General features: G+C 51.8%; 22 protein-coding genes. 17 read left to right on the forward strand and 5 right to left on the reverse strand.

Annotated features, from left to right (window positions below; genetic code table 11):
• The first annotated feature begins 1 nt into the window (after window position 1).
• Window positions 2-1318 (forward strand): PhoH family protein, encoded by a 1317-nt coding sequence (locus tag KNP84_RS06545; RefSeq protein WP_021067008.1) that lies wholly within the window; start codon window positions 2-4, stop codon window positions 1316-1318.
• 28 nt (window positions 1319-1346) lie between these two features.
• Here KNP84_RS06545 and KNP84_RS06550 read toward each other — a convergent pair whose 3' ends face one another.
• Together KNP84_RS06550 and KNP84_RS06555 are read right to left on the reverse strand one after the other, a co-directional pair.
• Window positions 1347-2558 carry a multidrug efflux MFS transporter gene (locus tag KNP84_RS06550; protein ID WP_021067009.1) on the reverse strand — a complete coding sequence of 404 codons (1212 nt, stop codon included), beginning with the start codon at window positions 2556-2558 and terminating at the stop codon, window positions 1347-1349.
• Window positions 2559-2650: 92 nt separating this feature from the next.
• A complete protein-coding gene (locus KNP84_RS06555) occupies window positions 2651-3118 on the reverse strand; it encodes a hypothetical protein (protein ID WP_215114515.1) in 468 nt (155 codons plus the stop codon).
• Between the two features lie 172 nt (window positions 3119-3290).
• On the opposite strand from KNP84_RS06555, the gene KNP84_RS06560 reads away from it, so the two are divergent.
• The 4 genes from KNP84_RS06560 (at window position 3291) to KNP84_RS06575 (ending at window position 9768) form a co-directional block, all read left to right on the forward strand.
• A complete protein-coding gene (locus KNP84_RS06560; RefSeq protein WP_021067011.1) occupies window positions 3291-3569 on the forward strand; it encodes an Fpa/YlaN family protein in 279 nt (92 codons plus the stop codon).
• 86 nt (window positions 3570-3655) lie between these two features.
• Window positions 3656-4891, forward strand: coding sequence for an FtsW/RodA/SpoVE family cell cycle protein (locus tag KNP84_RS06565; protein ID WP_021067012.1), 1236 nt, complete (start codon window positions 3656-3658; stop codon window positions 4889-4891).
• A 31-nt stretch (window positions 4892-4922) separates the two neighbouring features.
• A complete protein-coding gene (locus KNP84_RS06570) occupies window positions 4923-8360 on the forward strand; it encodes a pyruvate carboxylase (RefSeq protein ID WP_215114516.1) in 3438 nt (1145 codons plus the stop codon).
• Window positions 8361-8412: 52 nt separating this feature from the next.
• Complete coding sequence (locus KNP84_RS06575; RefSeq protein WP_215114517.1) at window positions 8413-9768, forward strand: cryptochrome/photolyase family protein; 1356 nt, start codon at window positions 8413-8415, stop codon at window positions 9766-9768.
• Window positions 9769-9818: 50 nt separating this feature from the next.
• Here the strand turns inward: KNP84_RS06575 and KNP84_RS06580 are convergent, their stop codons facing one another.
• The gene (locus KNP84_RS06580; RefSeq protein ID WP_058763310.1) at window positions 9819-10721 is read right to left on the reverse strand and encodes a COX15/CtaA family protein; all 903 of its coding nucleotides are present in this window, start codon (window positions 10719-10721) and stop codon (window positions 9819-9821) included.
• 331 nt (window positions 10722-11052) lie between these two features.
• On the opposite strand from KNP84_RS06580, the gene cyoE reads away from it, so the two are divergent.
• The 10 genes from cyoE (at window position 11053) to KNP84_RS06630 (ending at window position 18999) form a co-directional block, all read left to right on the forward strand.
• Window positions 11053-11979, forward strand: coding sequence for a heme o synthase (gene cyoE / locus KNP84_RS06585; RefSeq protein WP_021067016.1), 927 nt, complete (start codon window positions 11053-11055; stop codon window positions 11977-11979).
• Window positions 11980-12036: 57 nt separating this feature from the next.
• Complete coding sequence (coxB, locus tag KNP84_RS06590; protein WP_021067017.1) at window positions 12037-13053, forward strand: cytochrome c oxidase subunit II; 1017 nt, start codon at window positions 12037-12039, stop codon at window positions 13051-13053.
• A 68-nt stretch (window positions 13054-13121) separates the two neighbouring features.
• Complete coding sequence (gene ctaD, locus KNP84_RS06595; protein WP_051627797.1) at window positions 13122-14960, forward strand: cytochrome c oxidase subunit I; 1839 nt, start codon at window positions 13122-13124, stop codon at window positions 14958-14960.
• A complete protein-coding gene (locus tag KNP84_RS06600) occupies window positions 14961-15587 on the forward strand; it encodes a cytochrome (ubi)quinol oxidase subunit III (RefSeq protein WP_021067019.1) in 627 nt (208 codons plus the stop codon).
• A gap of 1 nt (window position 15588) precedes the next feature.
• Entirely contained in the window at window positions 15589-15918 is a 330-nt protein-coding gene (locus KNP84_RS06605; protein WP_021067020.1) for a cytochrome C oxidase subunit IV family protein, read from the forward strand.
• Between the two features lie 134 nt (window positions 15919-16052).
• On the forward strand, window positions 16053-16976 hold the full coding sequence (locus tag KNP84_RS06610) for a cytochrome c oxidase assembly protein (protein WP_021067021.1): 924 nt from the start codon (window positions 16053-16055) through the stop codon (window positions 16974-16976).
• A 23-nt stretch (window positions 16977-16999) separates the two neighbouring features.
• Window positions 17000-17461 (forward strand): DUF420 domain-containing protein, encoded by a 462-nt coding sequence (locus tag KNP84_RS06615; RefSeq protein ID WP_034777049.1) that lies wholly within the window; start codon window positions 17000-17002, stop codon window positions 17459-17461.
• A gap of 20 nt (window positions 17462-17481) precedes the next feature.
• Window positions 17482-18096 (forward strand): SCO family protein, encoded by a 615-nt coding sequence (locus tag KNP84_RS06620; RefSeq protein WP_021067023.1) that lies wholly within the window; start codon window positions 17482-17484, stop codon window positions 18094-18096.
• Window positions 18097-18101: 5 nt separating this feature from the next.
• Window positions 18102-18374, forward strand: coding sequence for a hypothetical protein (locus KNP84_RS06625; RefSeq protein ID WP_021067024.1), 273 nt, complete (start codon window positions 18102-18104; stop codon window positions 18372-18374).
• A 133-nt stretch (window positions 18375-18507) separates the two neighbouring features.
• On the forward strand, window positions 18508-18999 hold the full coding sequence (locus KNP84_RS06630) for a cysteine hydrolase family protein (protein ID WP_021067025.1): 492 nt from the start codon (window positions 18508-18510) through the stop codon (window positions 18997-18999).
• 60 nt (window positions 19000-19059) lie between these two features.
• Here KNP84_RS06630 and KNP84_RS06635 read toward each other — a convergent pair whose 3' ends face one another.
• Window positions 19060-19422: a YugN family protein gene (locus KNP84_RS06635; protein ID WP_021067026.1), complete on the reverse strand. Its 363-nt coding sequence runs from the start codon at window positions 19420-19422 to the stop codon at window positions 19060-19062.
• A 103-nt stretch (window positions 19423-19525) separates the two neighbouring features.
• Window positions 19526-20281: an ATP-grasp domain-containing protein gene (locus tag KNP84_RS06640; RefSeq protein WP_021067027.1), complete on the reverse strand. Its 756-nt coding sequence runs from the start codon at window positions 20279-20281 to the stop codon at window positions 19526-19528.
• Window positions 20282-20411: 130 nt separating this feature from the next.
• Between KNP84_RS06640 and KNP84_RS06645 the strand changes: the two genes are divergently transcribed.
• Together KNP84_RS06645 and KNP84_RS06650 are read left to right on the forward strand one after the other, a co-directional pair.
• The gene (locus tag KNP84_RS06645) at window positions 20412-20858 is read left to right on the forward strand and encodes a YlbF/YmcA family competence regulator (protein ID WP_021067028.1); all 447 of its coding nucleotides are present in this window, start codon (window positions 20412-20414) and stop codon (window positions 20856-20858) included.
• Complete coding sequence (locus KNP84_RS06650; RefSeq protein ID WP_021067029.1) at window positions 20842-21105, forward strand: DUF2129 domain-containing protein; 264 nt, start codon at window positions 20842-20844, stop codon at window positions 21103-21105. Before KNP84_RS06645 ends, KNP84_RS06650 begins: the two co-directional genes overlap by 17 nt.
• The last annotated feature ends 37 nt before the right edge of the window (window positions 21106-21142 follow it).

A 21142-nucleotide genomic window follows, 5' to 3' on the forward strand; every position in this document is an offset into this window, starting at 1 on the left:
TATGAAAAAAACGTATGTGCTCGATACGAACGTACTCTTACACGACCCACTATCCTTGTTCCAATTCGATGAGCACGATGTCGTCATTCCCGCCATCGTTTTAGAAGAGCTTGACGGTAAAAAACGTAATATGGATGAAGTCGGCCGCAACGCCCGAGAAACGGCGCGCGTGCTCGATCAATTGCGGACGACCGGTAAACTGCACGACGGGGTCCCGCTCGAGAACGGCGGACGATTGTTCGTCGAGATCGGTCACGAGCATACTGTCGATTTCCCGTTCGACGTCATGACGAACGACAATCGTATCCTGACCGTGGCACTTGGACTGATGAAACAATACGAGCACGACCGGACCCGTAAAGTCGTGGTCGTCTCGAAAGATATACTCGTCCGTGTCAAAGCGGACGCCATCGGCATTGAAGCCGAGGATTACTTGACCGACCATATCGTCGATACGACGAATTTATACGCCGGCTATCGTGAAATCGAAGTCGATCAAGCCATCATCGATGAATTTTATAAAGTCCGACAGCTTCCGCTAGAAGCCGTTTCAAAAAATCAGCTATATCCGAACTCATTCGTCGTCTTAAAGAGTAACGTCTCGAAAGCGAGCGCACTCGCGGTCGTCGATGGGTTGCAACCGATCCTCCGTCCGCTCTCGCTAGACGTCGAACACGTGTGGGGCATCCATCCCCGTAACGTCCAACAACGGATGGCGCTCGACTTGTTGTTGCGGGACGATATTCCGTTCGTGACACTGCTCGGGAAGGCAGGTACCGGGAAGACGTTGCTCGCGCTCGCGGCAGGCCTGTCGCTCGTCGAAGACGAACGTCGCTTCAACAAGCTCGTCGTGGCCCGGCCGGTCGTCCCGATGGGGAACGACATCGGTTATTTGCCCGGTGAGATGGAAGAGAAGCTCCGGCCATGGATGCAGCCGATTTATGATAACTTGGAGTTCTTGTTCAACGCCAACTCGAAAGACGAACTCGGGAACATCTTGGCCGGCATCAAATCGATTCAGCTCGAGGCGCTCACGTATATCCGTGGTCGCAGCATGCCGGATCAGTTCATTATCATCGACGAGGCCCAAAACTTGACGAAACATGAGATTAAGACGATTCTGACCCGGGTCGGCGAGAACTCGAAAATCGTCCTCGTCGGGGACCCGTATCAAATCGACCATCCGTATTTGGACGAGTATTCGAACGGTCTCACGTACGCCGTCGAACGCTTCAAAGGTCAAAACGTATTCGGACACGTCCAACTCATCAAAGGGGAGCGCTCGTCGCTCGCCCGGTTGGCCGCCGATTTACTATAACGAAAAACGCCGAGCGGCCGCTCGGCGTTTATTTCGTATTTGGATGGAGTGCCACTTGCACGTTCGATTTTTCCAGGAAGGCGTTCATCAGCATAATCAGACCGGTCACGATAAACAGTGCCGAGAATCCGAAGTGGGCGACGACTTGCGAACCGAACAACGGTCCGAGCAAGTTGCCCATGAACTGGGCCGATTGGTTATAAGAGAAGATGCGGCCGGTCGCCCGGCTCGGCGTATGTTGGCGGAGTAACGACTGTACCGACGGCATGAGTGCCGCCGTGGCGAAGCCGAGGCCGAATCGCATGATGACGAGTTGTGTCGTCGACGTCACGAACGCCTGTGGAATCAAGAAGGCGCTATAGACGATGAGCGCCCAGAACAGGATGCGTTCGGCCCCGTAGCGGTCGGAGAGCCGACCGAGACGTTGTGCGGAAATGAGGGCGGCCACACCAGGAGCTGACGCGACGATCCCTGCGATAAAGGCGAGCGACGTCGTATACGGGTTCAATTCCCGGACATACAGCGTCAACAGCGGGCCAATCGATTGGGCCGAGAACGTGATTAAGAACGTCGTCAGAAACAGACTAAATATGAGTTGCGGGTTACGGAGCGAGGCGATCATCGATCGCGTCGAATCAAGCCGCTCGCGCGCCACCGGCACAAAGTCCTCTTTGACGAACACGAGTGTGATGAGGAACGTGATGAATAAGGCACTGCCGGTCAAGAGAAAAACGGGTCGAAGCCCAATCAAGTCTGCGAGGAGTCCTCCAATCAAGGGACCGAGGAGTCCGCCGGTGATGCCACCGGTCGACAGTGTGCCGAGCGCCCAGCCACTTTTCTCTTTAGGCGTTTGTGAAGCGACGAGGGTGATCCCCGCCGAGATAAATCCGGATACGGCACCCATTAAGAGCCGTAAACCGACGAGCTGATACACGTCTTGGACGAAACTGATGAGCGTCATGACGACGGCCATACCGAGACTAGCGCGGATGAGCATCAATTTGCGGCCTTTTTGGTCGGCGAGCCGTCCCCACAGCGGGGAGACGATGGCAGCCACGAGGAAAGTGGCGCCGAATGCGACCGCGGACCACGTAACGACTTGGTCGGGATCGGTGACCCCGAGTTCTTCGATGAACAAGGGGAGGAACGGTAGGACTAGACTCATCGAGGCCGCCGTCAAAAAGCTACCGATCCAGACGATGATTAAGTTTTTCTTCCATAAAGGGTACGTAAGCGTCACGACCTTTCGAGATTGAAGTTTTTCGATACCCTATATGTTACACTTTATGAAGTAAAAAGTCTAAAAAAAGAGAAGGCGCTGTGCCTTCTCTATCATGCCTCTGTTCGCACGGCGATGTGATGGACACCGCGCCATACTTGTTGATTGTGCAAGACGTACACCGGACCGTCCGCGAGTACTTTTCCGTCTCGAGAGAACTGTAAGTAAACGCTTCTGGCCTCGTCGATTGGCAACGTGAGCACCGTCTCCCCATAAAAACTGACGTGCGTCGCCGTGGCGATCGGTTCGGCATTTTGAAGGAATGGCACGAACGGCATCGCGAACGAGTCGCGCAGCGCCGCATCCTTATCAGCCCGAGACATCGGTTTGTTATGGTCGACGCGTGACCCTTGCGTCAAGCCGTCATCCCATGCCTTCCCCATCTTGGCATAGTATGCGTCGTTGTCACTTTCTACCGCGCGGTCGAGATCCTCGACGTTTCGCTTGCGGTCATCAAAAATCCATACGGTCGGGTCGATCGTCAGCGCGTGACGAACCGCTCCGTCTAGTGGAAAAATCATGGATACGCCCCCTTTATTCACAATACACTGTACATTATACAGCTCTTTCTCAGAAAAAGGGAAACTGCGAGAAACTCGCCGCGAATCCAGACTGTTCATTGAATTATGATGAAATATAATGTACAGTTGAGTTATGACAAACAGTCTGTCATTGTACGGAGGAGGGGTCGTAGTGGCGACAAATTTGGCTGCAGTCCAACGGGAGCAAGCGCTTCAACTATTAGAGGCAGACGCAGAAAAAATCCGTTGTTTGATTGAAGTGCAGTTAGAAAACCTAAAAATGCCGAAGTGCCCGCTTTATGAAGAGGTGCTTGATACACATATGTTCGGTCTATCACGCCAAATTGATTTTGCGGTCCGTCTTGGACTCATTTCAGACATTGAAGGTAAAGGACTGCTCGATTCATTGGAACAAAAGCTGTCCGCCCTCGCGGAAGCTTCAGATTTATGAACCTTATACTCAAACTGTGCAAGCGGCGCTGTTTGAGTATTTTTTTATAATGGGTCAGTGATTGTTGTACATAAGGAAGTGAAAACATGAAAACTCGGTTTCGGTATTTTGATTTCTCGTTGTTCATTGCAGTGCTCATGCTCGTCGGAATCAGTTCGATCATGATTTATAGTGCGAGCGTGTGGAATCGCGGCGATTACGCGAACAGCGGCTTGTTCTATCGCCAACTCGTCTACGCAGGAATCGGGATTGTCGTCTACTTCATTGCGACGATGTTCCGCTATGAGAACTTTAGAAAACCTAATATTTTGTACGGCCTCTATTTCGTATCGGTCGTACTGTTGTTCATCACGTGGGCGATGCCACCGCTCAACGGGGCGCGCGCCTGGCTCATCATCGGCAGCTTTACGATTCAACCGGTCGAGATCGCCAAATTCGTGTTGATTCTACTGCTCGCCAACTATTATCACCAGTTGTGGAATGGGGAGCTGAAAGGGTTGCCTGGTCGACTAGGGCGAGCCGCTATCACTAAAAAAGGAATCCGGGCTCAGTTTGGTGCCTTCTTCATGATACCGGTCATCTACTTCTTTTTCCCATACGCCATCGCCATCAACGGACAGCCGGATATGGGGGGCTTGTTCGTCCTCGGGGCCATCATGTTCCTCATGTGGCTTGCCGTCGGGGCGCCGCTTCGGATCATCGTGCCTGCTGTGCTCGCCGGGTTTGGACTTGTCTATCTGATGTTCACGACAATCTTCTCGGAGAACCAGCGCAGCCGAATCGAAGTCGTTTTCAATCCATTCATGGACCCTGAAGGCTACGGGCACCAATTGCTCATGTCGATCATCTCGATCGTCCATGGGGGCTTGACCGGCGTCGGTCTCGGGAACAGTTATCAGAAGTATGGGTACTTGCCGGAACCGGAGACGGACTATATCATGTCCATCATCGCTGAAGAGCTCGGCTTTATCGGGGTCGTCGTCGTCCTCGCCTTGCTGTTCTTCATCGCTTTCCGGGCCGTCAATATCGCCAACCATAGCGATAGTCATTTCGCGATGTTCGTCTCGTTCGGCATCGCCGCTCAAATCATGGTCCAGACCGGAATCAATATCGGTGCCATGTCCGGTTGGTTCCCGGGTACAGGTGTCACGCTCCCGCTCGTCAGTTACGGCGGGACGTCACTCATCATGACGATGGGGATTCTCGGTGTGCTCAGTAGCATCTCGATGCGAAATCGGCACCGGGAAGCGACGAAACGGGCAGAAATTCGGGAGAAATCCGCAGAAAACGTTCAAAGTTCATCATTGCATGTTGTAAGGTAAAAAGGATTGAACTACTTAAATGGGGGGATTTATGTTGAAATCAATTAGCAAATTACTCGTAGCCAACCGTGGTGAAATCGCCATTCGCGTGTTCCGTGCCGCCACTGAATTAGGGATGCGCACGGTCGCCGTCTATTCTCAAGAAGACAGCGGCTCGTTACACCGCTTTAAAGCGGATGAAGCTTATTTGATTGGTCTCGATAAAAAACCGATTGACGCCTATCTCGATATCGAGGACGTGATCCGCATCGCGAAACAGTCGGGGGCTGACGCGATTCATCCAGGTTACGGATTCTTGTCTGAGAATATCGAACTCGCACGTCGTTGCCGTGAAGAAGGCATCATCTTCGTAGGTCCGAACGAATCGCACCTTCATGCGTTCGGGGATAAAGTTCGGGCCCGTCAAAGTGCGATCGCAGCCGGACTCCCGGTCATTCCAGGTTCGAACGGACCACTCACGTCTTATGAGGACGCTTTAGACTTTGCGAACGAGCACGGCTTCCCGCTCATGGTCAAAGCCGCGATGGGAGGAGGCGGCCGCGGGATGCGCGTCATCCGTACGGAAGCCGAGATGAAAGATTTGATTGAACGTGCCAAGTCAGAAGCGAAGCAAGCGTTCGGTTCAGACGAAGTGTACATAGAAAAACTAGTGGAACGCCCGAAACACATCGAGGTCCAAATCCTCGGGGATGACCACGGGAACATCATTCACTTGTTCGAACGCGACTGCTCGGTCCAGCGCCGTCACCAAAAAGTCGTCGAAGTCGCACCTTGTGTGACGTTATCGGATGCGTCGCGTCAAGCCATCTGTGACGCAGCCGTGAAACTGATGCGCCACGTCGGCTACATCAATGCCGGTACGGTCGAATTCCTCGTCACGGAAGACGAGTCGTTCTACTTCATCGAAGTCAACCCACGTATTCAAGTCGAGCATACGATCACCGAGATGGTGACCGGATTCGATATCGTCCAGACGCAACTCATGATCGCACAAGGTGAGTCGCTCCACGGCGACGTCATCCACATGCCGAAACAAGAAGATATCAAATTGCTCGGTTACGCGATCCAATCGCGTGTCACGTCGGAAGACCCGGCCAACAACTTCATGCCGGATACCGGTAAAATCATGGCCTACCGTTCTCCGGGCGGCTTCGGCGTCCGACTTGACGGTGGGAATGCCTACGTCGGTGCCGAGATTTCACCATATTATGATTCGCTCCTCGTGAAGCTGTCGACACATGGCATGACGTTCGAACAGGCCGCTTCGAAGATGGTCCGTAACTTGAACGAGTTCCGGATTCGTGGCATCAAGACGAACATCCCGTTCTTAATCAACGTGATGAAGCATCAGAACTTCATCAGCGGCGACTATAACACGTCGTTCATCGATGAGACGCCGGAACTGTTCGTCTTCCCGAAACGGAAAGACCGCGGGACGAAATTGCTCAACTATATCGGCGATGTCACGGTGAACGGATTCCCGGGCGTCGGTTTGAAAGACAAGCCGATCAGCCGCTCGGTCCGGATTCCGCAAGACCTGCCGGCTGAAGCCGAACCGGGCACGAAACAGATTTTGACGGAACTTGGTCCGGATGGCCTCGCCGACTGGATTAAGCGCCAGCCCGAACTGTTATTGACGGATACGACGATGCGCGACGCGCACCAGTCTCTGCTCGCGACACGGATGCGGACGCAAGACATCATCAATATCGCCGAACCGACGAGCAAGCTCATGCCGGAGCTGTTCTCGGTCGAGGCATGGGGCGGGGCCACGTTCGACGTCGCCTATCGTTTCCTCTCAGAAGACCCTTGGGTACGCCTCATGCGTCTCCGTGAGAAGATGCCGAACGTGTTGATTCAAATGTTGCTCCGCGGTGCCAACGCCGTCGGGTATAAGAACTATGCCGACAACGTCATCGAGAAGTTCGTCCACGAAGCGGCCTATGCCGGCGTCGACGTGTTCCGGATCTTTGACAGTTTGAACAACCTCGAGTCGATTCAACTCGCGATTGACGCGACGTTACCGACCGGCAAAGTCGCCGAGGCAGCGGTTTGTTATACGGGTGACTTGTATGACGGTAGCCGTCCGAAATACCACTTGCCGTATTACGTCGACTTGGCGAAGAAACTTGAAGCGAGCGGGGCTCACATCCTTGCCATCAAGGACATGGCCGGCCTGCTCAAACCGGAATCGGCGTACGCGCTCGTCTCGGCATTGAAAGATGCCGTCGACTTGCCGATCCACTTGCATACGCACGACGCGTCGGGCAACGGAATCTTCACTTACGCCCGGGCGACAGATGCGGGCGTCGATATCGTCGACGTGGCTGCGAGCTCGATGTCGGGGATGACGTCACAGCCTTCAGGCGGCAGCTTGATTTATGCGCTTGACCATCACGCGCGTCAACCGAAAATCGATGCGAAGCATTACGAGGTCATCAGCGATTACTGGCAAGACGTGCGTCATAACTACGAGCCGTTCGAGAGCGACATGCGCGCTTCGAACCCGTCGGTATATGAGCACGAGATGCCGGGCGGACAGTACTCGAACTTGCAGCAACAAGCGAAAGCGGTCGGATTGGGTGACCGTTGGAGCGAAGTGAAGTCGATGTATGCCCGTGTCAACATGTTGTTCGGGGATATCGTCAAAGTGACACCGTCGTCGAAAGTCGTCGGCGACATGGCGCTATTCATGGTCCAGCATAACTTGAGCGAACAAGATGTGATTGACCGCGGTCACCAACTCGACTTCCCGGATTCGGTCGTCGAGATGATGCGCGGCGAACTCGGGACGCCTCCAGGAGGGTTCCCGACCGATGTCCAGCAAGAGATTCTTAAAGGTGAGAAGCCGCTTGACGTACGTCCAGGTAAGTTGATTGAGCCGTATGATTTTGAAGCGGCCCAGTCGAAACTGTTCGAGAAACTCGATCGTCCGGTAACAGATTTCGAATTGCTCTCGAACGCATTGTATCCGAAAGTGTTTGAAGACTATGTCACGCATTCGACGACGTACGGGGATGTATCGGTGCTTGACACGTTGACGTTCTTCTACGGATTGAACGTCGGTGAGACGATTCAAGTTGAAATCGAGACCGGGAAGACACTCATCATCAAACTCGTTCAAATCAGTGCGGCGAACGAGGACGGCATCCGTCTCGTCTCGTACGAGATGAACGGCGTCCCGCGTGAAATCGAGATTAAAGACGTGAACGTGAAGTCGGCGACGACGAGCCGTCCGAAAGTAGACCGGGCGAACCCGAAACAAGTCGGCGCTTCGATGCCAGGTTCAGTGTTGAAAGTGCTCGTCGAACCGGGTAGCCGTGTCCACCGCGGGGAACAGCTCCTCGTCACGGAAGCGATGAAGATGGAGACGACGGTCCAAGCCGCGCAAGACGGAGAAGTCAAAGCGGTCCATATTAAAGAAGGCGACACAATCCAAAGTGACGACTTATTGATTGAGTTTGTATAATGAAAAGAAGCATAGCCGCGCTATGCTTCTTTTTTAGATAGGAGTGGGAGAGATGAGACGAGTATGCTGGTTTCGATCGGATTTTCGATTGACAGATAATCATATGTTACACCGGGCCTTGAAAGACGCTGATTCCGACGATGAGATGGAGTTCGTTTTTTGGTTCAACCCTAACTATTGCGAGCCGTTCGAGACGCGCCACGATTACTTTTTCGCGACGATGCGTCAATTCATGGACGAGTTGGAAGAACGCGGGCTCGGACTTCGGGTCATCGTGGCCGATACGGCAGAACAGTTCGTCGAAGCGCTCGGTGAGCTCGATGTGCTCTACTTCAACGCCGAGTATGTCGAACCGTTCAAACAGCGGGACGACGCCGTCATCCAAGCGCTCGGGGAAGCGGTCAAAGTCATCCGCCTGCTCGACCGCCATTTGTTCGCCCCGAATGCGTTCACGAAAAAAGACGGCGATCCGTATAAGGTATACACGCCATTTAAAAAAGCAGCCTATGCCGAGGCGCCGCCCGCGCCGTATGAGGTCGACGTGAATGCGTTGAAGCGTCACGTGACGACAGGGCATGTAGTCCCGGTCGAATTGAAGCGTCAGTTCGATCGCTGTGAGCGTTCGTGGAAAGCGCTCGGCGAAGCGGCAGCCAAACGTCGTTTGAGCGACTTCGTCGCGAATCGGATCGATGCGTACGATGAAGACCGCGACATCCCGGCCATCGCCGGCACGAGCCGTCTGTCTCCGTATCTCCGGACCGGGGTGCTCTCCATCCGGACCGTGACGGAAGCGGTGTTGAAGGCGCCGAAATCGAGCGGACGCGACACATATTACGATGAGTTGTTATGGCGCGAATTTTACTATATGATCATGGTCCAATTCCCGGGACTGAAAGACCGTCCGTTCAACGACAAGTATAAGCATCTCGATTGGGAGAACGATGACGAGAACTTCCAGGCGTGGTGTGACGGAAAGACGGGCTACCCGATCGTCGACGCGGCGATGCGGCAATTGAATGAGACGGGCTGGATGCATAACCGGCTTCGCATGATTGTCGCCTCGTTCTTGTCGAAGCATCTGATGATCGACTGGCGGAAAGGGGAACGCTATTTCGAACAGAAGCTGATCGACTATGAAGCGGCCTCGAATATCGGGGGTTGGCAATGGGCGGCCTCGGTCGGGACGGATGCGGTGCCGTACTTCCGTATCTTCAATCCGACGACGCAGTCCGAGAAGTTCGATGGGGACGGGACGTTCATCCGGAAGTACGTGCTCGAACTCGCGAATCTCGACAAAAAAGCGATTCATTTCCCTGACTTGACCGAGCGGGATGGATACGTCGACCCAATCGTCGACCATAAGGAAGCGCGTGCCCGGGCACTCGAGCGGTTCAAGGACGCGCAGTAAATAGGCATCAAAAAAAGGAGCGATGCCGTCGCTCCTTTTTGTGTACGTGATTAAATGGATTGTTGTCGTGCGGCCTCGGTCGTCTGTTTCTGACTCCGATACGCATGATATGCCAAGTACGAGATAATCCCGAAATAGCAGGTAATCAAGAAGGCGTGGAGAAGCGGGACGTACGTGGCGTGTCCCCCAAGGACGATCCACGCACCCGTGCCGACTTGAAGCAGGATGAAGAACAGCGAGGCCCACATGCCGGTCTCGACGAGGCGGTTCGTCTCCCGACGTGCCAAGTAGAGGACGTATAACGTATAGAAGACGAGCAGTCCGGCCATGATGCGGTGCCCCATTTGGACGTATGACTCGAACGTCCACACGTTCTGGTCACAAATCGGCCAGCCGACACAGGCGTACGTCGCGCCGAGGTGACGGACGTAAGCGCCCGTATAGACGACGACCATCGTATAAATCGTCAAGCCGTAAAGATGAACCTTCAACCGTTCGGAGACGGCCCGATGCACGCGTTCCCCTTCGAACAAGAGAATCGTCAAGATGAGCAGCGATGCGAACGAGACGAGCGAGATGCCGAAGTGGAGCGCGAGAATCGCGTCCGACTGTTGCCAGATGACGGCCCCGGCACCGATAATCGATTGGATGAGCATGAAAATGAACGCGAGGAACGCGAACACTTTGACATCATACCGGTTCTTGACGACCGCAAACGTCCAAATCGTCAAGGCGATGATGAGCAGTCCCTCGATGCCAGAGACGACACGGTGACTGTACTCGATCATCGTTTCGACGCTCGGATTGGTCGGGATCAGTTTCCCGTGGCAGAGCGGCCAATCCGTTCCGCACCCGTCGCCGGAGTCCGTCTTTGTCACGGTTCCACCCATGATCAGGACGAGCATCATCCCGAGCGTGACGAGCGCTGAAAATAGTGCGAGTTTTTTATGCATTCGTTTCCACCTGCTTTTGAGAAAAATCACTAGAATTGTGCCTTGTAAGTTTATATTTTTTTCGCCATACTTATTATACGGCTTTACGTCGTAAAAACGAAACGGAAAAGCTTGCAATCGCTATCAAAATCGTTATTCTAGTATTAACATGGCGTTTTTACTGTGACAATTATCACACGTTTGTCACAAAAAACTAGCTATTTTACAAGCATAAACGACGTATTCTTTTTGAAAATATGGTATCTTTGTTATGAGTTAGGTGAACTTTGTTCATATTGTGTTTTTTCTGTGAAAAGAATACGTGGATTTCGTGATTAGTAGGGGGGTCAGTATGACAAAAGTCAACCCAGGAACAATGGCAGAAGTAGAATATACAGAATCCGCCTCGTTCCGCGACTATGTTGCTCTGGCAAAAATGGGAATCGTTCGCGCCAACTTGTTGTTGGTATTCGCCGGTTTCTTTGTAGCAGCAACATATCAGAGTGATACGCCAGTCTTTTATTTATTTGAGGTTTGGCCGCAGCTCTTATTAACGATGTTAGGAAGCGCACTCGTCATCTCCGGGAGTTGTTACCTAAACAACTTCGTGGACCGTGATATCGATTACTTGATGGGACGTACAGACAATCGGCCGAGTGTCACCGGTAAAATTTCGGGAGAACGGATTTTGCTCCTTGGATTAACGCAGCTTGCGATCGGGACATTGCTCTTATTGATCGTCTCGTATGTGGCAGCAGTCTTCGGTTTAATCGGGGCATTTTTTTATGTCGTCATTTATACGATGTGGCTTAAACGGACGCACACGTTGAACACGGTCGTCGGCAGCATCTCCGGAGCGGTACCGCCGCTCATCGGTTGGGCAGCCATCGATCCCGCGCTTCATATCGACGCGTGGCTCATGTTCCTCGTCATGTTCTTGTGGCAACCGCCACACTTCCTCGCGCTCGCCATGCGGCGTGTCGAGGAGTATCGAGCGGCCGGCATTCCGATGCTACCGGTCGTCAACGGCTTTGCGATTACAAAGCGTCAAATCATCTGGTGGATTGCGACGCTGATTCCAGCATCGCTCTTGTTCATGCATTACGGGTTAGTCTACGTAATCATTGCAGCCGGTCTTGGGGGCTACTGGTTATATCTCGGGTTGAAAGGTTTTAAAGCCGAGGATGAAATCAAGTGGGCAAACAAAATGTTCTTTTATTCATTAATTTATTTAGTCGTGTGGATTGTCGCGCTGATTTTGACGGCAGCACTAGCGTAATCACACTCACTATATAGAAACCATTACACATCATTTTGGGAGAAAGTGGGGATTGTTGTGAAATCATTTAAAAAGCTTCTGTTTGGCATCGTCCCGATGATGATGTTCGCACTGCTATTATCAGGGTGCGGCGTTGAGGGATTGTCTGCATTGAAGCCGATGGGAGAAGGCGCTGAAATTCAGCTCCGGATCATTATCATCAGTTTGGTACTTATGCTCTTCGTACTCGTCATCGTATCGATCATTTACGTTTACGTGCTCATGAAGTTCCGTCGTAAAGACGATTCGATTCCGAAGCAAGTCGAAGGAAGCAGCACGCTCGAGATGATTTGGACAGTCGTACCAATCATCTTGCTCATCATTCTCGCTGTCCCGACAATCACGACGACTGTCGAACTCGCGAAAGCGAAAGAAGCGAAAAAAGAAGAAGAAATCAATGTTACGGCTAACTTGTACTGGTGGGAGTTTGAATATCCGAACGCAGGCGTCGTCACGGGACAAGAACTTGTCATCCCGGTCGGCAAACGTGTCGGCATCAACTTGACATCGAAAGACGTCATCCACTCGTTCTGGGTACCGGCTTTATCTGGTAAAACGGACACGAACCCAGGCCTTGATAACGAAATGTGGTTGCATGCAAATGAGCCAGGTACGTTCTTCGGAAAATGTGCCGAGCTTTGCGGACCGTCACACGCGCTCATGGACTTCAAAGTCATCGCACTCGAGCAAGAAGATTACGACAAATGGCTCGAAGACATGAAAGCACAACAAGACGCGAACACAGAAAAACTTGTTGCCGATAACCAAAACTTGACGACAGGTGAGGCCGTTTACGTCGAGAGCTGCTTGAGCTGTCACGGCGGCGGGAAAGTCGCGCCTAGTCTGACAAACTTCGGTGATCGTGAAAAGTTAGCTGGTTATCTTGAAAACAACGAAGAGAAATTGAAAGAATGGATTCGTGATCCTCAAGAATTGAAACAAGGCGCGCTCATGCCTGGCTTCGGTGAAGGCCAAATCAGTGATGAAGAGTTAGATGCACTCGTTGACTTCTTGTACGATCAGAAGATTGACTAACGGGAAAAGGGGGATTTCACGTGGCACAGACCACTGCATTGCAGCAACCGCGTAAATACAATGGCATCATGGATTGGGTTACGACGGTTGACCACAAAAAAATCGGTATTTTGTATTTGTTCTCAGGAATCTTCTTCCTCCTTCTCGGTGGAATTGAAGCATTACTTATTCGGTGGCAACTCGTTCGTCCGATGAACGACTTCGTCAGCGGCGAAACGTTTAACCAATTGATTACGATGCACGGGACGACGATGATCTTCCTAGCGGCCATGCCGATGTTATTCGGATTCATGAACGCCGTCGTACCACTTCAAATCGGGGCACGCGATGTCGCGTTCCCGTTCATTAACTCACTCGGATTCTGGTTGTTCTTCTTCGGTGGTGTCATGTTGAACCTTAGCTGGTTCTTCGGCGCAGCGCCGAACGCAGGCTGGACGGCGTACGCGCCGCTCTCGACACAACCGGAAGCATCAGGGGTCGACTTCTACGCCCTTGGTCTTCAAATTTCAGGTTTCGGTTCACTCATGGCCGGGATTAACTTCCTCGTCACGATTTTGAACATGCGTGCTCCAGGTATGAAACTCATGCGGATGCCGCTCTTCACGTGGACGACGTTCGTCGCTTCGGCGTTGATCGTCTTCGCGTTCCCACCGCTCACAGTCGGATTGTTCATGTTGATGTTCGAACGCTTGTTCGGGGCCGTTTACTTCGACCCGGCAGCCGGCGGTAACGTAGTCATCTGGGAACACCTCTTCTGGATCTTCGGACACCCGGAAGTATACATCTTGATTTTACCGGCGTTCGGTATTTTCTCGGAAATTATTCCGACATTCGCTCGTAAACGCCTATTCGGTTATACAACGATGGTCTTCGCAACGATGCTCATCGGTTTCCTCGGATTCATGGTTTGGGTCCACCACATGTTCACGGTCGGTCTTGGACCGGTCGCCAACTCGATCTTCGCTGTCGCAACAATGGCCATCGCCGTTCCGACAGGGGTCAAAATCTTCAACTGGTTGTTCACACTATGGGGCGGACAAATCAAGTTCAACGTCGCGATGCTCTACTCGGTCGCATTCATTCCATCATTCCTCGTCGGGGGAATGACAGGGGTCATGCTTTCGGTCGCACCGGCCGACTATCAGTACCACGATAGTTACTTCGTTGTCGCTCACTTCCACTACGTTATCGTAGGTGGAGTTGTCTACGGTCTATTTGCAGGACTTTACTACTGGTTCCCGCTCATGTTCGGCAAAGCGCTCTCTGAGAAGCTTGGCTACTGGCAGTTCTGGTTGTTCTTCATCGGGTTCCACTTGACGTTCTTCCCGCAACATTTCCTCGGATTGTTCGGGATGCCACGCCGCGTCTTCACATACCTTCCGAACCAAGGGTTTGAGACGATGAACTTGCTGTCGACAATCGGAGCCTTCTTCATGGGTGTGTCGACGATCGTCTTGCTCGTCGCTGTTGTGAAAGCATTCTTGTCGAAACAACGCGTCAAGCCGGACCATTGGGAAGATGGACGTACATTGGAGTGGACGCTTCCTGTACCGACTCCAGAGTACAACTTTGCACAAACACCGCTTGTCAAAGGTCTCGATACGTTCTGGCTCGAGAAGATGGCGGGCAACAAACGGGTATCTGTCGCTGAACCAGTAGCAGACATCCATATGCCGAACAACTCGATTATCCCGTTCTTCATGTCACTCGGCTTGTTCATCGCCGGACTCGGAGCGATTTTCCAAATGGATAACGCGGTTGTCGGTTGGTCGCTCATCGTGATCGGATTGCTCATCACATTCGTGTCGATGTTCCTCCGTTCATGGATTGACGATCATGGCTTCTACATTCCAAAATCGAAGATCGAAGCGGATTTGAAAGCGATTCGTGAGAAAGGAGACCAATAAATGGCACATGCAGTCGAAAAACACCCGGTGACCGGAATTCCGGCCAATCCAGAGAAAGCCACGCTGGAAGGGAAAAATAAATATGTAGCCTTCTGGTTCTTCCTCGGTGGAGAGACCGTTCTCTTCGCCTCGCTCTTCGGAACGTATGTCGGTCTACTCAACTCTGGTGCGCCAGAGGAACTTCGTTCGTACAATATCTTTGAGATGGGGCTCGTCTTCTTAATGACGATGCTCCTCCTCACAAGTTCGCTCACAAGTGTTCTCGCCATGATGAACATGAAAGCGAACAATCCAGGCCGCATGAAGTTTTGGTTGGTGATCACGCTTCTCCTCGGGGCAGGTTTCCTTGGAGCTGAGATTTACGAGTTCATCCACTACTACCATATCGGTCACACGTTCACGTCGAGCGCGTTCGGATCTGCGTTCTACACGCTCGTCGGTTTCCACGGCGCGCACGTCACGTTCGGTCTACTTTGGATCACGACGTTGTTAATTCGCAACTGGAACCGTCCGATCGATGTGTACAACGCACCGAAGTTTTACGTGTCGAGCCTATACTGGCACTTTATCGACGTCGTCTGGGTTTTCATCTTCTCAATCGTCTACCTCTTAGGGATGGTGAGCTAACATGGAAAAACAACCAATCAACGAATCGCACAAACAGTTAGAGCTCGAAGTAAAAGCCGAGTCACGCCGCGAATATCAACTCCAGTTGATCAGCTTCGCGATGATGATCTTGCTCACATTCGTCGCGTTCGGCGCCGTATACGCTGAACTCATGCCGGTGTGGGCAGCAGGTGGTTTCTTAATCATCCTCGCCATCATCCAAGTGTTCTTGCAGCTGTATATCTTCATGCATATGAACAACCGTGGCAACACGTGGATCGTCGGAATGATGTGGCTTGGCATCTTTGTCGCCATCATTACAGTCGCTGCACTTCGCTTGCTCATTTGGTAAATGTGACAAAGGATTGAACATCTGTGGAAACACAGATGATTCAGTCCTTTTTGCTTTACTTCAAAAATAAAGGAATAGTAATCTTGAAGTGAACGGTTTCATCGGTTTGGGAGAGAAAGAAAAGGGGTGAAGGGATGCTCTGGAATACATCAGAGCTACTCAAACAGTTCGATTGGATGACACTTTGGAGTCCATGGTTCGGATTGTTGATGGTAGGGTTGTACGTCCTCTATGCGGTCGTCACAGAGAAAATGGCGAAGCGAGGGTACGAGTCGACCACGTTACTACAAAAGTTCAGCATGTTATCCGCCATTTTATTGTATTATATCGGCTTCGGAAGTCCGGTCGATGTCCTTGCACACATCATCTTCTCGGTGCACATGTTGCAGATGGTGCTCGTCTATGTGCTCGCACCGGCGCTCGTCGTGTACGGGATGCCGTATTGGGTGTTCGAGAAATTATTTAGCTATAAGGTGATTGGGCCGACGCTCAAGTTTATGACAAAACCTTTGATCGCACTCGTTTTGTTCAATGCATTGTTCACGTTTTACCACATGCCATTCATCTTTGACTACGTCTTGACAAACTATGGTGTGCATCGTATCTTCCACGGCGCCCTCGTCGTCTTCAGTTTGACGATGTGGTATCCGGTCATCGCACCGTTCCTCTCAGAAGAAGAGGAAGGGATGTCAGATTTGAAGCGGATGGTGTACATCATCGCGAACGGTGTGCTCTTGACACCTGCCTGTGCGTTCATCATCTTCAGCCAAGGCATCTTGTATGACGCCTATACGGACGCGGAGACGTTCGCAACGGTGCTCGGCTACTGTATGCCGAACGGCGATGTGTCGGGTCTCGATTTGAATGCGCTCATGGGAGCGACGAACAGCGCTCTTGAAGACCAACGCTTCGGCGGGGTATTGATGAAGCTCGGTCAAGAAGTCGTATACGGTTTCTTCTTCGGCTGGACGTTCTTCGGTTGGGTGCGCCGGACGAAATCGCTTGCGCTTGACGAAGGCATGTCGTTCACACCGCAAGAACCAAAAGAGAAAAAATGAACTAAATCAAAGGGGAAACTACGATGAACTATCTTGCCTTGATCAGTGTGACATTCATTGTCATCAGTGCTATTTTAGTCGCAATCGGATGGACGATCATTGCGCGCGATCGCCGCAACGTCGACAAACATAAGAAAGTCATGACGGCCGCCGCGATCGCCGCGACGACATTCTTCATTCTCTACGTCTCACGGACGATTTTCGTCGGCAATACCGCCTTCGGGGGACCGGATTCAGTGAAGCCTTATTATTTGGCGTTCATGATTTTCCATATCCTGCTCGCGACGACAGGTGGGGTCCTCGGATTGATCACGCTTTACCTCGGCTATAAAAATAAAGTCGAGAAACACCGTAAAATCGGACCGAAAGCCTCAGTCGTCTGGTTTTTCACAGCGATTACAGGCGTGACGGTATACGTCCTCCTTTATGTCGCCTATGACCCGGGTGAGACGACAAACGTCTTCCGTGCCATTATCGGTGGGTGAATCGAGAGAGGGGGATGAGGATGAAACGGAACAGCTATATGACGGTCGGCTTGACGGTCGCCATTCTGGTGGCGATCGGTGTGGCCTCGTACTTCTTATTCTTTAAAGAAGAGGACCTGCCCGTCATCCAAGAGCCGACCCCGTTCACGTTGACGAATGCGCTCGACGGTCAGTCGTACAATTCGGACAATGGCAAAGTCAAAATCGTCACGTTCTTCTATACGAACTGTCCGGACATCTGCCCGCTCACGTTGCGTGACTTCATGAAGCTCGAGCAAGAGTTGAAAGCGAACGACTTGTACGGGACGGACGTCGAGCTCGTCGCCATCACTGTCGACCCTGAAGTCGATACGGTGCCGGTCCTAGAGAATTACGGGGAGGCATTCCAAGCCGAACCAACGGGTTGGAAGATGTTGACCGGTGACCAGGCCGATATCGACCGCATCACGCGTCAGCTTCAATTCTATTATTCGAAAGCGAACAGCGGACTCGTCACGCATGCGACGACGATGTATATCATCGACCGTCAGCACGACGTCCGTGCGGTCGCCCAAATGGCCACGGCAGGAGAAAAACCCGTCGATATCGAAACCATTATGGAGGACGTGTTAGTACTCGCGGCAGAAAAGGAGTGAAGAAGATGAATGATACGATGGCTGTCATCGGAAATGATTATTCCTATGGAGATGTGACGATTGCTGAGCGGGCGATTGAGGATTTGATTGCTTGCAGTGCAATCGAATTCGGATTACGTGAAGTGAAGGTCGTGTCCGTCTCGAAAGAGCGATACGATTATCAAATCGTTGCACCCGTCTCACTCGTTGAGGCTGAACGCTTATATCGGTACGTGCGCGACCAGTTCGACTTATTGCTCGGACAAGTCGATGTGACGCTCAACGTCATCGCGACATGACAAAAGGGAGGCCCTCGGCGGGTCCTCCCTTTTTTGTTTGTTGATGATGATTGTTGTCTATATTTTCCAGTGGTGAACTCTGGTATGATGAAGGCAGTAGTCACGACACGCGACTCATCGAGGGGGAAATCAGATGCAACAGCAAGCATTGGTCGTCATCGACATTCAGAATGACATCACGAAAAATTACAAAGCGGTCATCGACAACATCAACACATCGATCGATTGGGCGGTCGACAAGGGGATTCCCGTCGTCTATATCCGACATGAGAACTTATCCGCGGGGACAAGAACGTTCAAAACCGGGACGCGCGGGGCAGAATTAGCGCCAGATTTGAAGATTGTGTCCGATCACGTATTCACCAAATACAAGGGCAACGCCTTGACGAGCGAGGCGTTCGCGGCGTTCATTGAACAGCATGGCATCGACACGTTCTATATCACCGGTGCCGATGCGACCGCCTGTGTGAAGTCAACGTGTTACAATCTACGGAAATCCGACTATACGGTCAGCGTCCTGTCGGATTGCATCACGAGCTATGACTTGAAGAAAATCGACGACATGATCGCGTATTACGAGGGTAAGGGCTGCACCATCATCCAATCAGAGGACTTGTCGGCGTAATCTGCTCTGCCGATGCTTACCTCGGTTCGTTATATGTGTCCATAAGAAAAACCCCTTCGCTTATGCAAGGGGTTTTACTTCGAGTGTCTCAGCGAGTGCGGCTAGACGACGCTCGCAATCACGGACGATTTCTTCTGGGAACTCTTCGTCGTACTCGACGCCGTGCGGGTAGTAATGTTTTCCGAGAATCGGTGTCAACATTTTGACGACCGCATGACGGTCCTCGATTTGGCCTTCGATTGCATATACCGGTAAGCGAAGGTAGAACGTCTCGCCTGTCGATTGTTTCTCGTACTTCATGTCATACGTTGCACGCTCATAGTCCCAAGCGCCTTCACGGATGAAATGATGATGATCCATGATCGTCTCGAGCAAACCGAAGCGGATCTCTTTTCCCTCGATGTGGAACTGCTCAAATTTCATCATAATCCCCCTTTTCCCTAATAAACCTCATATGTCATCATATCATATTCGAAAACGTTCTTGGAATAACGTGTGTTCAAATTGTGAAAAAAAGATGAACGCCTCAAGCGCGGGGATCGAGGTATTGGGCGATCTTGTCCGAAAGCCTCACCCCGAGCGGCATGAGTCCCTCTGAGCCGAAGAAGACGTTGAACTCTAAAATGTAAAATTCACCGTCGGCGACGATGACGTCGAAGGCCGCGTGATTGATGTGGAGCGTCTTGGCGATGTCGAGCACTTCCGCGACGACGTCTTCCGGGATATCGTCATACGAGAACTGGGCGCCTTGGGCGACGTTGTTCAAGAACGCCTCGCTGACACGCCAATACGAACCGACGACTTCTTCACCGATGACGATGATCCGCAGGTCGCGGTCGTTCGGGATGTATTGCTGGACGTAGAACGTCTCGTGCTTGTCGACGTACTCGAGCCAATCCTGTTCATGCTTGATGAGCCAGACGCCTTGTCCCATCGACGACTTGGCCGTCTTGGCGACGAACGGATACTCGAACTCTTCCAAAACACGCTCGATCGTATAAGGGTTTTTCCCGTAGATGAGCGTCTTCGGGATTCGGTGCGGGAACGTCGCCTTGAAGGCGCGCGTCATCTCGATCTTATCGTGTCCGAGATGATACGTGGCCGGGGACGGGAAAATCGGTTTGTTGAGTCCATAGATGATTGAGTTGACCATCCAATATTCAGGGAACAAGACGAGGTCGGCTGCTCTTACTTTATCGAGCTGGTCGTAATAATATTCAGGTTTCGCATAGTCGGTTTTAATGCCGGCCGAGCGAATCATATTGAATGAGACTTTTTTCATAGCGAGGTGCAGGTGCGCACCTGTTCACTTCCTTTCTGGTTGGACGCTTGACAGTCACGTTCAATTATAAAGCCGATTGCTTACAGAGGGAATCAAATGTGTTAAAATCATGGCAGAAAGGGTGAAAGCCATGATTATTACTGAACAGACGATCGCCCTGCTCGATCAAACGGAATCGTTAGCCGATTTGATTGAAGCGAGCGAGTCGTTCCAAACATATATCGCCACGAAACAAGCGCGAGCCCAATCAGAGGAAGCGCGCATCGTGGAACGTGAGTTCTTGCGGATGAAAGAAGATTACGAGTACGTACAACGGTTCGGGAAACATCACCCGGACCACGATCGCATTAAAAAAGAGATGCATCTCGTCAAACGGCGTCTCGATGTCCAGCCAGAAGTGGCCGCATTTAAAAAAGCGGAACGCAGTTTAGATAAACTGCTCGGGGAAGTGAGTGAGCTGTTGGCCTTCTCGGTTTCTCCAAAAATCAAAGTCCCGACCGGAAACCCGTTCTTCGACGAAGGCGGATGTTCAGGCGGAGGAAGTTGTGGAGGCGGAAGCTGTGGATGTGCCATCTGAGACGTTTGAGTTGAATGGTCGAATCGGGTTCGTCGTCTACGTCCAATCGTTGAAACAAGTGAAGGCGTTGCGTCGCTATGCGAACCTGTATTACGTGTCAAAGCGGGAGAAGTACGCCTTCTTGTATACCGACCTTGATGGACATGAGGCGATTCTCGAACAAGTGAGCGCGTTGCCGTTCGTCGAAGCGGTCGTCCGCAGTGAGCGGCCGTTCGTCGCGGAGACGTATGAATCGAAGCAGAAATAACACAGAGATGAAGGCGGCACCGCCTTCATCTTTTGTG

It is taken from the genome of Exiguobacterium sp. s70, assembly GCF_018618315.1.
Taxonomy (GTDB): Bacteria; Bacillota; Bacilli; order Exiguobacteriales; family Exiguobacteriaceae; genus Exiguobacterium; species Exiguobacterium chiriqhucha.